General features: G+C 73.2%; 10 protein-coding genes. 9 read left to right on the top strand and 1 reads right to left on the bottom strand.

The genetic code is table 11. From position 1 onward, the window contains the following. The first annotated feature begins 222 nt into the window (after positions 1–222). The 3 genes from ACFXAM_RS01050 (at position 223) to ACFXAM_RS01040 (ending at position 2,605) form a co-directional block, all read left to right on the top strand. Positions 223–825, top strand: coding sequence for a cell division protein SepF (locus ACFXAM_RS01050; RefSeq protein WP_380286836.1), 603 nt, complete (start codon positions 223–225; stop codon positions 823–825). 92 nt (positions 826–917) lie between these two features. Next, positions 918–1,199: a YggT family protein gene (locus ACFXAM_RS01045; protein ID WP_030301231.1), complete on the top strand. Its 282-nt coding sequence runs from the start codon at positions 918–920 to the stop codon at positions 1,197–1,199. 59 nt (positions 1,200–1,258) lie between these two features. After that, positions 1,259–2,605: a DivIVA domain-containing protein gene (locus ACFXAM_RS01040; protein WP_380286835.1), complete on the top strand. Its 1,347-nt coding sequence runs from the start codon at positions 1,259–1,261 to the stop codon at positions 2,603–2,605. Positions 2,606–2,749: 144 nt separating this feature from the next. Here ACFXAM_RS01040 and ileS read toward each other — a convergent pair whose 3' ends face one another. Continuing rightward, positions 2,750–5,881 (bottom strand): isoleucine--tRNA ligase, encoded by a 3,132-nt coding sequence (gene ileS, locus ACFXAM_RS01035; protein WP_380286834.1) that lies wholly within the window; start codon positions 5,879–5,881, stop codon positions 2,750–2,752. Between the two features lie 580 nt (positions 5,882–6,461). On the opposite strand from ileS, the gene ACFXAM_RS01030 reads away from it, so the two are divergent. From ACFXAM_RS01030 to ACFXAM_RS01005, 6 genes are all read left to right on the top strand, one after another. Further along, positions 6,462–6,980 (top strand): TraR/DksA family transcriptional regulator, encoded by a 519-nt coding sequence (locus ACFXAM_RS01030; RefSeq protein WP_380286833.1) that lies wholly within the window; start codon positions 6,462–6,464, stop codon positions 6,978–6,980. Positions 6,981–7,298: 318 nt separating this feature from the next. Continuing rightward, positions 7,299–7,874 carry a signal peptidase II gene (gene lspA / locus ACFXAM_RS01025; protein ID WP_380286832.1) on the top strand — a complete coding sequence of 192 codons (576 nt, stop codon included), beginning with the start codon at positions 7,299–7,301 and terminating at the stop codon, positions 7,872–7,874. 63 nt (positions 7,875–7,937) lie between these two features. Continuing rightward, positions 7,938–8,876: an RluA family pseudouridine synthase gene (locus tag ACFXAM_RS01020; protein WP_380286831.1), complete on the top strand. Its 939-nt coding sequence runs from the start codon at positions 7,938–7,940 to the stop codon at positions 8,874–8,876. Between the two features lie 11 nt (positions 8,877–8,887). Beyond that, positions 8,888–9,349: a GNAT family N-acetyltransferase gene (locus ACFXAM_RS01015; protein WP_380286830.1), complete on the top strand. Its 462-nt coding sequence runs from the start codon at positions 8,888–8,890 to the stop codon at positions 9,347–9,349. Between the two features lie 101 nt (positions 9,350–9,450). Next, positions 9,451–12,294 (top strand): CocE/NonD family hydrolase, encoded by a 2,844-nt coding sequence (locus tag ACFXAM_RS01010; RefSeq protein ID WP_380286829.1) that lies wholly within the window; start codon positions 9,451–9,453, stop codon positions 12,292–12,294. Continuing rightward, entirely contained in the window at positions 12,291–13,181 is an 891-nt protein-coding gene (locus ACFXAM_RS01005; protein WP_380286828.1) for an ABC transporter permease, read from the top strand. Before ACFXAM_RS01010 ends, ACFXAM_RS01005 begins: the two co-directional genes overlap by 4 nt. Positions 13,182–13,328 lie beyond the last annotated feature (147 nt).

Below are 13,328 nucleotides of genomic sequence, written 5' to 3'. Positions count from 1 at the left end.
CCGGGTAGTAGATCAGACTGCAGGACAAAATAGGACAGAAGCTAGCAGCTTATCTGAGCGCTAGCCAACCGTGGATCGCAGCTCCGCGGCCCTCATCCACGAACCCTGATCGGCCGTCGGGCTGATGAAGCGTCGTGGGCGGACCGCGGAATCCGCAGGCGGGGCCGCACGGCCCGGCCGCCGGGACGGAGCCGGTCCACCACAAGCGGAGGAGACAGGAGCATGGCCGGCGCGATGCGCAAGATGGCGGTCTACCTCGGCCTCGTGGAGGACGAGACGTACGACGGCCAGGGGTACGACCCCGACGACGACTACGACGCGGACCCCGAGCCGATCCGGACCGGACGGACCGAGGACATTCCGCGGCCGGCCGCCCCCGCGCCCGCGCCGGTCTCCTCGATCGCCCCGCAGCCGGTTCCGGCCGCCGTCCCGATCCGCCAGGAAACCCCGAGGATGGCCCCAGTGTCGTCCATCACACCCGAACGCCGCCACAACCTGGAGAAGAGCGCCCCGGTGATCATGCCCAAGGTCGTGAACGAACGAGAGCCCTACCGCATCACCACGCTGCACCCTAGGACCTACAACGAGGCCCGTACCATCGGCGAACAGTTCCGCGGCGGTACCCCCGTGATCATGAATCTCACGGAGATGGACGACACCGACGCGAAGCGGCTCGTAGACTTCGCCGCTGGACTCGTCTTCGGTCTGCACGGCAGTATCGAGCGCGTGACGCAGAAGGTGTTCCTGCTGTCGCCTGCTAACGTCGATGTCACGGCGGAGGACAAGGCTCGGATCGCCGAGGGTGGGTTCTTCAACCAGAGCTGACCCGGCCACGACTTTACGTGTGGATCTGATCGACAGTGAGTTAGCGACAGGAGAGCGGCCCTCGGGCCGAGAACAGGGGAGAGGGAAGCGCGATGGAGATCGTGTGGGCAGTGCTCTACTACGCACTGACCGTCTTCCTGGTGTTCCTGCTCGTGCGGTTGGTGATGGACTGGGTCTTCCAGTTCGCGCGTTCGTGGCGACCGGGCAAGGCCATGGTTCTGGTCCTGGAGGCCACGTACACTGTCACGGATCCGCCGCTCAAGCTTCTGCGGCGGTTCATTCCGCCGCTGCGTCTCGGGGGCGTGGCGCTCGACCTGTCCTTCTTCGTACTGATGATCATTGTGTATGTCCTGATCTCGCTTGTGCGGCCCTAGTCGTAGGTGAGCGATGCGACAGGATGCCGGTGTGCCGACGATCACGTTGAGGTGAAGAGATGCCATTGACCCCCGAGGACGTTCGGAACAAGCAGTTCACGACCGTCCGCCTGCGCGAAGGCTATGACGAGGACGAGGTCGATGCCTTCCTCGACGAGGTCGAGGCGGAGCTGACCCGTCTCCTCCGCGAGAACGAGGACCTGCGCGCCAAGCTGGCCGCCGCGACCCGGGCCGCCGCGCAGAACCAGGCCAACATGCGCAAGGAGCCGCCGCAGGACGCCCGACCCGGCGCCCCGGTGCCGGCGGCCATATCCGGCCCGCCGGTCCCCGGCCAGCAGGGCGGCCCGGGTGGCCCGCAGCAGCAGATGGGCCCGGGCGGTCCGCAGCAGCAGATGGGCCCCGGCCCTCAGCAGCAGCAGATGGGCAACCAGCCGCTCGGCCTGCCGTCCGGCGCCCCGCAGCTCCCCGCCGGCCAGGGCGGTCCGATGGGCGGCCCCGGCGGCCCGCAGCAGCAGATGGGTCAGACCATGGGCGGCCAGCAGCAGCTGGTCCAGCCGATGGGCGGTCAGATGCTGCAGCCGATGGGCGGCCCCGGCGGCCCGCAGGGCATGGGCAACCCCATGGGCCAGGGCATGGGCCAGCAGCAGATGCAGCAGATGGGCGGCCCCATGGGCGGCCCGCAGCAGATGGGCGGCCCGATGGGCGCCCCGATGCAGCAGCAGGGTCCCGGTGGCGACAGCGCCGCCCGGGTGCTGGCGCTCGCCCAGCAGACCGCCGACCAGGCGATCTCCGAGGCGCGTTCCGAGGCCAACAAGATCGTCGGCGAGGCCCGCAGCCGCGCCGAGGGCCTGGAGCGCGACGCCCGTGCCAAGGCCGACGCGCTGGAGCGGGACGCCCAGGAGAAGCACCGGGTCGCGATGGGCTCGCTGGAGTCCGCCCGCGCCACGCTGGAGCGCAAGGTCGAGGACCTGCGGGCGTTCGAGCGTGAGTACCGGACGCGCCTGAAGTCCTACCTGGAGACCCAGCTGCGCCAGCTGGAGTCGCAGGCGGACGACTCGCTCGCCCCGCCGCGGATCCCCGCCACCGCGTCGCTGCCGCCGGCCGCGTCGTCGATGGCCCCCGCCGGTGCCAGCGCGATGAGCAGCCCCTCGCCGAGCTTCGGCGGCAGCCAGCCGTCGTTCGGCGGGAGCCAGCCCTCCTTCGGCGGGCAGGGCTCCTTCGGCGGGAACTCCGGTGCGCCGGGTTTCGGCGGGCAGGCCTCGGGCGGCAACTCGGGTGCGCCGCAGATGCAGCCGGCCGGGATGACCCAGCCGATGGCGGCGGTCCGGCCGCAGCCGCCGCAGCCGATGCAGCAGGCTCCCGCGCCGATGCGGGGCTTCCTGATCGACGAGGACGGCGACAACTAGGCGCGCTGTTCACCGCGAGCGCCCCCTTCCTGACCCTTCGGGTCCGGGAGGGGGCGCTCTCGCGTGCGCGGGCGCGCCGGGCCGGGCCGGGGCACGGCGAAGCCGCCGCCGGTCGTGGACCGGCGGCGGCTTCGGCGGGTTCGGTCAGGCCTTGCGGAGCTGGAAGGCGAGGCCGAGGGAGTCGTCGGAGAAGGTGTCGGACTGCCAGTCGGCGGCGCCGGCGGCGAAGTCGGTGGCGAGGACCTCCTCGGCGACGAGGGCGCCGTGCTCGGCGATGGCCTCCGCGGTCTCGTCACTGGTGGCCCGCCAGCGCAGGACGATCCGGTCGGCGACGTCCAGGCCGGAGTTCTTGCGGGCCTCCTGGATCTGGCGGATCGCGTCGCGGGCGATGCCGAGGCGCTTCAGCTCGGGGGTGATCGCCAGGTCGAGGGCGACGGTGGCACCGGACTCGTTGGCGACGGCCCAGCCCTCGCGCGGGGTCTCGGTGATGATCACCTCCTCGGGGGAGAGGGCGACGCTCTCGCCGTTCAGCTCGACGGAGGTGGCGCCCCCGGTGCGCAGTTCGGCGGCGAGCCGGGCGGCGTCCGCGGCGGCGACCGCCTTGGCGACGTCCTGCACGCCCTTGCCGAAACGCTTGCCCAGCGCGCGGAAGTTGGCCTTGGCGGTGGTGTCGACCAGCGAGCCGCCGACCTCGGCGAGCGACTCCAGGGCGGAGACGTTGAGCTCCTCGGCGATCTGCGCGCGCAGGTCGGCGGGCAGCTCGTCCCAGCCCTGGGCGGCGACCAGGGCCCGGGACAGCGGCTGACGGGTCTTCACGCCGGACTCGGCGCGGGTGGCCCGGCCCAGCTCGACCAGGCGGCGGACCAGCGCCATGTGGCGGGAGAGGTCGGCGTCGACCAGCGACTCGTCCGCCTGCGGCCAGGTGGCCAGGTGGACCGAGACCGGGGCGTCCGGGACGACCGGGACGACCAGGTCCTGCCAGACCCGCTCGGTGATGAACGGGGTGAGCGGGGCCATCAGCCGGGTGACCGTCTCCAGCGCCTCGTGCAGGGTGGCGAGCGCGGCGGCGTCGCCCTGCCAGAAGCGGCGGCGGCCGCGGCGCACGTACCAGTTGGAGAGGTCGTCGACGAAGCCGGAGAGCAGCTTGCCGGCGCGCTGGGTGTCGTACGCCTCGAACGCCGCGTCGACCTCGCGGACCAAGGTGTTCAGCTCGGAGAGCACCCAGCGGTCCAGCTGCGGGCGGTCGGCCGGGGCCGGGTCGTTCGCGGACGGGGCCCAGCCGGAGGTGCGGGCGTACAGCGCCTGGAAGGCGACGGTGTTCCAGTAGGTGAGGAGGGTCTTGCGGACCACCTCCTGGATCGTGCCGTGGCCGACCCGGCGGGCCGACCAGGGCGAGCCGCCGGCGGCCATGAACCAGCGGACGGCGTCGGCGCCGTGCTGGTCCATCAGCGGGATCGGCTGCAGGATGTTGCCCAGGTGCTTGGACATCTTGCGGCCGTCCTCGGCCAGGATGTGGCCCAGGCAGACGACGTTCTCGTACGAGCTCTTGTCGAAGACCAGGGTGCCGACGGCCATCAGCGTGTAGAACCAGCCGCGGGTCTGGTCGATCGCCTCGGAGATGAACTGTGCCGGGTAGCGCTTCTCGAACAGCTCCTTGTTCCGGTACGGGTAGCCGTACTGGGCGAAGGGCATCGAGCCCGAGTCGTACCAGGCGTCGATCACCTCGGGCACCCGGGTGGCGGTGCCGGAGCACTCGCGGCAGGCGAAGGTGACGTCGTCGATGTACGGGCGGTGCGGGTCGAGGCCGCTCTGGTCGGTGCCGGTCAGCTCGGTCAGCTCGGCCAGCGAGCCGACGCAGGTGAGGTGGCCCTCCTCGCAGCGCCAGATCGGCAGCGGGGTGCCCCAGTAGCGGTTGCGGCTGAGCGCCCAGTCGATGTTGTTGTTCAGCCAGTCGCCGAAGCGGCCGTGCTTGACGTTCTCGGGGAACCAGTTGGTGGCCTCGTTCTCCCGGACCATGGCGTCCTTGACCGCGGTGGTGCGGATGTACCAGGACGGCTGCGCGTAGTAGAGCAGCGCGGTGTGGCAGCGCCAGCAGTGCGGGTAGCTGTGCTCGTACGGCAGGTGGCGGAAGAGCAGGTCACGGGCCTGGAGGTCCTTGACCAGGGCCTCGTCGGCCTTCTTGAAGAACTGGCCGCCGACCAGCGGGACCTCGGGGGCGAAGGTGCCGTCGGCCAGCACCGGGTTGACCACCGGCAGGCCGTACTTGCGGCAGGTCGCGAGGTCGTCGGCGCCGAAGGCGGGGGACTGGTGGACGATGCCGGTGCCGTCCTCGGTGGTGACGTACTCGGCGTTGAGGACGTAGTGCGCGTCCTCGATCTCGACCAGGTCGAACGGGCGGCGGTAGGCCCAGCGCTCCATCTCGGCGCCGGTGAAGGACTCGCCGGTCGGCTCCCAGCCCTCGCCGAGGGCCTTGGCCAGCAGCGGCTCGGCGACCACCAGCTGCTCGGTGCCGTCGGTGGCCACCACGTAGGTGACCTCGGGGTGCACGGCGGCGGCGGTGTTGGAGACCAGGGTCCACGGGGTGGTGGTCCACACCAGCAGGGCGGCCCGGCCGGCCAGCGGGCCGCTGGTCAGCGGGAAGCGGACGAAGACCGAGGGGTCGACGACGGTCTCGTAGCCCTGGGCCAGCTCGTGGTCGGAGAGGCCGGTGCCGCAGCGCGGGCACCAGGGGGCGACCCGGTGGTCCTGGACCAGCAGGCCCTTGTCGAAGATCTGCTTGAGCGACCACCAGACGGACTGCACGTAGGACGGGTCCATGGTGCGGTAGGCCTCGTCGAGGTCGACCCAGTAGCCCATCCGGGTGGTGAGCTCGGTGAACGCGTCGGTGTGGCGGGTCACCGACTCGCGGCACCTGGCGTTGAACTCGGCGATCCCGTACGCCTCGATGTCCTGCTTGCCGGAGAAGCCGAGCTCCTTCTCGACGGCCAGCTCGACCGGGAGGCCGTGACAGTCCCAGCCGGCCTTGCGGGCGACGTGGTAGCCCTTCATCGTCCGGTAGCGGGGGAAGACGTCCTTGAAGACGCGGGCCTCGATGTGGTGGGCGCCGGGCATGCCGTTGGCGGTCGGCGGGCCCTCGTAGAAGACCCACTCCGGGCGGCCCTCGGACTGCTCCAGGCTGCGCTGGAACACCTTGTTGTCCTGCCAGAAGGAGAGGATCTGGTGTTCGAGGGCGGGCAGGTCGACCTGCGCGGGGACGGGGTTGTAGGTGCTGGCCATCGCGGGCGTCTACCTCCGGCGGATGCGTGGACGGGATCCGACGGAGGGACGAGACGGCGAGCCGTCCCGCGGTACCACCCTCCTTGGCCGCGGTCCTGCGTGCGGCCCTCTTGTTTGGGCTTGCGACCGGGTCTACTGGGCCGGCGAGAGAGCTCGCGGACCGTTCTTCCGGCGGCTCCGGGGTGATCTTCGCGCGGTGCACACCCCCGGGCTCGCACCGTCCCCGGGTCGCTGGTGGCTGCGTACTGCGGTACTCGTCCCCATCTGCGCCTTGCAGGCCCAGTGTATCGGCCGTCGCAAGTCGGTTTCGGCGCGCCCGGCCCGGGGGCACAACTCTGTTCGGCGTGCTGGGCGTGGCGATTGGGACGTCTGCCCGGGTGGGATCATTGTGGGGCGTCGGTATGTCATGTTGTGACCGATTTTGATCGGGATTATCGTTCCGGCACTGGAGGCCGCCGGGAACCGGCGGCTCGATTCGTTCGTAGATGGGGTCGAAGCCATGGCTGAGAAGGCAACCGGCGCGGGTACCGCCACCAAGCGGGCACGCAAAGCCGTGGCAGGCGACCCAGGGGAGGGGACCGTGACCACTACCGCACGGCGCAAGAACACCACCGACACCACTCTCGTGGCCCCGGGCCGCACCCGTCCCCCGGCTCCGGCCGGGGCCGCCGCCCGGTCCGCCGGCGGCGCCGAGTCGGTCGACCCGGCCGAGCTGCCGGTCCGGCCCGGCGAGGACCCGTGGACCTCCGAGGAGGTGCACGAGCTGCACGCCGAGCTGATCAGCGACATCGACCGGCTCCAGCACGAGATCGGCGCGGCCGAGGCGGCCATCACCGGGCTGATGCGCGACTCCAACGACGGAGCCGGCGACGACCAGGTGGACGCCGGTACGAAGAACATCTCGCGGGAGAGCGAGCTGGCGCTGGCCAACAACGCCCGCGACAGCCTCGCCCAGACCGAGCACGCGCTGGCCCGGCTGGAGGGCGTGGGCTTCGGCACCTGCGAGTCCTGCGGCCAGGCCATCGGCAAGGCGCGGATGCAGGCGTTCCCCCGGGCGACGCTGTGCGTCCAGTGCAAGGCGAAGCAGGAACGCCGCTGACGGTTCGGGGCGACCGACCGGGGCGGCGCGGGGGGTCGGGCGTGCCGTAGGCTCGACCCCGTAACGTCGCCCGACCCCTCGGCGGATCGGGTGTCCCACCGGCCCTCGGCCCCCCACGTCACGGCAGCGGAGCGGATCATCAGTACGCAAGGTTCCCCCCAGACCCGGGACGAGTCCGTCCCGACGCCCGCCGACGTCGCGGCCGGGGCCGTCCCGGTTGACGGGGAGGACTCCGCCGCGCCCGCCGCCCGGCCGCAGGCTCCTGCCGGGCCGGACGCCTCCGCGCCGCCGCAGGCCCCCGCCCCGGCGGAGACCGCGGTGCGGACCGAGGGGCCGGCCCCGGCCGGGGAGGCCGTGCCGGCCGAGGAACCGAAGGGGCCCCGGCGGATCGGCGTGCTGCTGGTCATCGCCCTGCTCGCCTTCCTGATCGACCTCGGCAGCAAGCTGCTGGTCGTCGCCCGGCTGGAGAACCACGCGGCGATCAAGGTGATCGGCGACGTGGTGACCTTCCAGGTGATCCGCAACTCCGGCGCCGCCTTCGGCATGGGGCAGGCGCTGACCGTCGTCTTCACCATGATCGCCTCGGCGGTCATCGTGGTGATCTGGCGGATCGCCCGGCGGCTGTACAGCCTGCCCTGGGCGATCGCGCTGGGCCTGCTGCTCGGCGGGGCGCTCGGCAACCTCACCGACCGGCTGTTCCGCTCGCCCGGCGTCTTCCGGGGGCACGTGGTGGACTTCATCTCGGTCCAGCACTTCGCGGTCTTCAACCTCGCCGACTCGGCGATCGTCTGCGGCGGCATCCTGGTCGTCCTGCTCTCCTTCCGGGGCAGCAACCCGGACGGCACCGTGCACCAGCCGGCGGAGAAGGGCGAGAAGGCCGGCGGGGCCGAGTAGCATCGCGGCCCCGGCGCCGCCGGGCGTCCGGCGGGGCCGCGCGCGTCCGGCATACTCGTACGGGTGAGTACCGCAGCGCAGATCCGCAGCCTCCCCGTTCCCGACGGCCTGGAGGGCGAGCGCCTCGACGCCGCCCTCGCCCGGATGTTCGGCTTCTCCCGGACCAAGGCCGCCGAGCTGGCCGCCGACGGCAAGGTGACGCTCGACGGCGCGGTCGCCGGCAAGTCGGACCGGGTCACCGCCGGCTCCTGGCTGGAGGTCGAGATCCCGGCGCCCGCCGCGCCGGTGCGGATCGTCGCCGAGCCGGTCGAGGGCATGCGCATCGTCCACGACGACGAGGACATCGTGCTCGTCGACAAGCCGGTCGGCGTCGCCGCGCACCCCAGCCCCGGCTGGACCGGCCCCACCGTGATCGGCGGGCTGGCCGCGGCCGGCTACCGGATCTCCACCTCGGGCGCCGCCGAGCGCCAGGGCATCGTGCACCGGCTGGACGTCGGCACCTCCGGGCTGATGGTGGTGGCCAAGTCGGAGCGCGCCTACACCGACCTCAAGCGGCAGTTCCACGACCGGGTGACCGCGAAGAAGTACCACACCCTGGTCCAGGGCCACCCGGACCCGCTCAGCGGCACCGTCGACGCCCCCATCGGGCGGCACCCCAGCTCCGACTGGAAGTGGGCCGTCACCCGCGAGGGCAAGCCGTCGATCACCCACTACGACCTCATCGAGGCCTACCGGGCCGCCTCGCTGCTGGACATCAAGCTGGAGACCGGCCGCACCCACCAGATCCGCGTCCACATGTCCGCGCTGCGCCACCCCTGCGTCGGCGACCTCACCTACGGGGCCGACCCGACGCTCGCCAAGCGGTTGGGCCTGACCCGGCAGTGGCTGCACGCCGTGTCGCTCGGGTTCGAGCACCCGGCGGACGGCGAGTGGGTGCAGTTCTCCAGCGAGTACCCCGCGGACCTGCGGAAGGCGCTGGACATCATCGCGTCGGAGAGCTGAGGGGGCCGGGAATGGACGGGACGATCCGGGTGGCGCGGGGGGAGGACGACCTCGCGCTGGTGCACGGTGTCCGCCGGGACGTCTTCATCGTCGAACAGGGGATCGCCGAGGAGGAGGAGTGGGACGACCTCGACCTCACCTCGGAGCACCTGCTGGCGTTCGGTGCGGACGGTGAGCCGGTCGGCACCGCGCGGCTGATCTTCGGGGAGCAGGCGCTGAGGATCACCGGCGGGATCGAGGGCCGGGTGCTGCTCGGCCGGCTCGCGGTGCTGCGGACGGCCCGGGGGACCGGGCTCGGCGCGCGGCTGGTGCGGGCGGTCGAGGCCGCGGGGCTGGCGCGCGGGGCGCGCGAAATGGAACTGCACGCGCAGGTGCAGGCGCTCGGGTTCTACGAGCGCCTGGGGTACGCGGCCGAGGGACCGGTCTACGACGACGCCGGCATCCCGCACCGGACGATGACCCGGGTGCTCTAGCTCGCCCGCCGGACCACCGCTCCGGTCCGCCGGGAGGCTTGCGCCCGCAGGGCCGGTGATTTTATCGGACGCCTACTCCGGGGGCGGCTACGATCACCGCCATGGAGCTCGGAGGGGCGTGGCGCCGGTGGCGAGGCCGTGGGACGGCCGCCGGACGGAGACTGGTGGCCGGGGCGGTGGCCCTGGTGGCCGTCGCCGGGGCCGGCACGGCGGTGGCCGTCGCGGCCGGCGGCGAGCAGTCCGTCCGGCAGGAGGACCGCTTCCTCGCCATGCCCGAGACGCCCGGCAGCTCGCAGGTCGTCCAGCTGGACACGTCCTTCTTCACCACCGGTGACAGCCCGCGCCCGGCCGTCCTGCTCGGGCACGGCTTCGTCGGCTCCAAGGAGGGCGAGCGGGAACGCGCCCAGGAGCTCGCCCGGCAGGGGTACGCGGTGCTGACCTGGTCGGCGCGCGGCTTCGGGCGCTCCGGCGGGCGGATCGGGCTGAACGCGCCGGACCGCGAGGTCGAGGACGTCAAGCACCTGGTGGACTGGCTGGCGCAGCGCCCCGAGGTCCGGCAGGACGGCCCCGGCGACCCCCGGGTGGGGATCACCGGTGCTTCGTACGGCGGTGCGGTGGCGCTGCTCGGCTCCGCGTACGACAGCCGGATCGACGCGGTGGCCAGTGCGATCACCTGGTGGAACCTGGCCGACGCGCTGTTCCCGCAGGGGGTGCGCGGCTCCGGCGCGATCGACGGCGTGTTCAAGAAGCTGTGGGCCGGGATCTTCTTCACCACCGGTTCGGTGGGCGAGCTCGGACCGTCCGGCGGCGCGGCGCGGCCGGCCCTGGCACCCGACCAGGGCGACGGGCAGGTGGGCTGCGGCCGGTTCCTGGACGAGCTGTGCCGGATGTACGACCGGGTGGCGGCCTCCGGGCACGCGGACCCGGAGGCCGTCGCGCTGCTCGACCGCTCCAGCCCGTCCTCGGTCGCCGAGCGGCTGAAGGCGCCCACGCTGGTGGTCCAGGGGCAGCAGGACTCGTTGTTCCCGCTCGACCAGGGCGACGCGATCGCCCGGGCGGTGGCCGCCAACGGCGCCCCGGTGGCGGTGGACTGGTTCGCCGGCGGGCACGACGGTGCGACCGACACCAGCGACCGGGTGGACACCCGGGTGGTGCAGTGGTTCGACCGCTACCTGAAGACCGGCGACCCGAAGAGCGGCGACCCGAAGGGCGGCGGCGGGGACACCGGCGCGGCGTTCCGGGTGACCCGGACCGGCGGGGTCGACTCGACGGGCTTCCAGACGGTGCTGCGCGGGGCGAGTGCGGACGCCTACCCGGGCCTCGGGGGCACCGGCTCGCGGCAGATCGAGCTGAAGTCCCCCTCCGGCGAGCCCGAGCAGGTCTTCGCCAACCCGCCCGGCGGCGCGCCGCCCAACATCTCCGCGCTGCCGGGATTCGGCGGCGCGCTCGGCCAGGCGTCCCAGCTGGGCGCCGGGCTGTCGCTGGACTTCCCCGGCCAGTACGCCGCCTTCGAGTCGGCGCCGCTGGACGGCTCGGTGCACCTGACCGGACAGCCGACCGTGAACGTCCGGGTGGCGGCGGACCGGCCGGACGCGGTGCTGTTCGCCAAGCTGTACGACGTCGCCCCGGACGGCAAGCAGAGCCTGCCGCAGCAGCTGTCCGCCCCGCTGCGGGTGACCGGCGCGGACGCGCCCGGGGGCAGGACCGTCACGGTGGCGCTGCCCACCGTCGACCACACCTTCGACGCCGGGCACCGGCTGCGGCTGGTGCTCGCCTCGACCGACCTCGCGTACGCCTCGCCCACCGAGCCCGCCACCTACCGGGCGGCCGTCACCGGACCGGTGACCCTGCCGACCGTCGACGAGCTGGTCACCGAGGCGGCGCCGCTGCCGTCCCGGACCTGGGTGCTGCCGCTGGTGGCGCTCGCGCTGGCCGCCGCGCTGGTGCTGGTGCCGAGGCTGCGCGCGGCCCGGTCCGCGCGCCGGGCGCACGGACCGGCGTACGATCCGGCGCTGGCCGGGGTGCCGCTGCAGATCACCGGCCTGAGCAAGCGCTACAAGGGCGCCGCCGACCGGTACGCCGTCCGCGACCTGGGGTTCCGGGTGGAGCAGGGCCAGGTGCTCGGCCTGCTCGGGCCCAACGGGGCGGGCAAGACCACCACGCTGCGGATGCTGATGGGCCTGATCAGGCCGGACGCCGGGGAGATCCGGGTCTTCGGCCACCTGGTGCGCCCCGGCGCCCCGGTGCTCTCCCGGGTCGGCGCGTTCGTCGAGGGCGCGGGCTTCCTGCCGCACCTCACCGGGCGGGCCAACCTGCGGCTGTACTGGCAGGCCACCGGCCGTCCGGAGGCGGACGCGCACCTGGAGGAGGCGCTGGCCATCGCCGGGCTCGGCGAGGCGCTGGACCGGGCGGTGCGCACCTACTCGCAGGGCATGCGGCAGCGGCTCGCGATCGCCCAGGCCATGCTCGGCCTGCCGGACCTGCTGATCCTCGACGAGCCGACCAACGGGCTCGACCCGCCGCAGATCCGTGAGATGCGCGAGGTGATGATCCGCTACGCGGCGGCCGGGCGGACCGTCATCGTCTCCAGCCACCTGCTGGCCGAGGTCGAGCAGAGCTGCAGCGACCTGGTGGTGATGGACCGGGGCCGGCTGGTCACCACCGGCGCGGTCGAGGAGATCGTCGGCGCGGGCGCGCAGCTGCTGATCGGCACCGACGCCTCGTTCGGGGCGATGGAGCTGGCGGCGGCGGCCGGCAAGGTGGCCGCGCTGGACGGGGTCGGCTCGGCGGAGGCCGTGGAGGGCGGACTGCTCGTCCGGCTGGACGGCATGGCGGGCAGCCGGCTGCTCGCCGAGCTGGTGCGGCTCGGGGTGCCGGTCGAGTCGGCCGGGCCGCAGCGCCGGCTGGAGGACGCGTTCCTGTCGCTGATCGGAGGTGCGGCGTGAGCGCCGTGGGTGCTGAGGTGTCGGCCGGTCAGGAGGCCGGTCAGGACGCCGGTCACGCGGCCGGCTACCGGGCCGGGCGGACGCTGCCGTTCCGGGTGGAGGTGGTCCGCCAGCTGCGGCGGCGCCGGACGCTGGTGATCGGCGGGGTGCTGGCCGCGATGCCGCTGGTCGTGCTGGCGGCGTTCGCGGTCGCGGGCACGCCCGGGCGGACCGGCCGGACCACGTTCATCGAGCTCGCCACCGCGTCCGGGCCGAACTTCGCGGCGACCATGCTCTTCATGGGCACCGGCTTCATGCTGGTGATCCCGGTCGCGCTGTTCTGCGGTGACACGGTGGCCTCGGAGGCCGGCTGGTCCTCGCTGCGCTACCTGCTGGCCGCGCCGGTGCCGCGGACCAGACTGCTGGTGCGCAAGTTCCTGGTGGGGCTGCTGTTCTCGGCGGCGGCCGTGACGCTGCTGCCGCTGGTCGGGCTGGCGGTCGGCACCGCGGCGTACGGCTGGGGGGACCTCCAGCTGCCCGTCGGGTCGAGCCTGACGGCGGGGGAGGCGCTGCCCCGGCTGGCGGTCGCGGTGGGGTACGTGTTCCTGAGCGAGATCGTGATCGCCGCGGCGGCGTTCTGGCTCTCCACCGCGACGGACGCGCCGCTGGGGGCGGTGGGCGGGGCGGTGTTCGCCTCGATCATCACCGGGGTGCTGGACGCCATCACGGCGCTCGGGGACCTGCGGGCCTGGCTGCCGGCGCACTGGCAGTACGCGTGGGCGGACGCCCTGCAGCCGCGGATGGAGTGGGGCGGGATGGTGCAGGGGGTGTCGCTCTCGCTGTCCTACGCGGTGGTGCTGCTGGCGCTCGCCTTCCGGGGGTTCGCCCGCAAGGACGTGGTGTCGTAGCGCTTCCGGTGACGGCCCCGCCCCCGGGCACCCCTCACGGGGGGCCGGGGGCGGGGCCGAGGCGGTTCGGTGGACGTCCCGGTGGGTCGTCCGGTGCGGGGCCGGTCCTCGTACGGCTCGGTGCGGTCGGCGGCCGTCGTGCGGCGC

Origin of the sequence: Kitasatospora sp. NPDC059462 (assembly GCF_042749955.1) — a bacterium.
GTDB lineage: Bacteria > Actinomycetota > Actinomycetes > Streptomycetales > Streptomycetaceae > Kitasatospora.
Note: the sequence above shows the minus strand (reverse complement) of the source record. Positions and strands in the feature narration are given on the sequence as shown.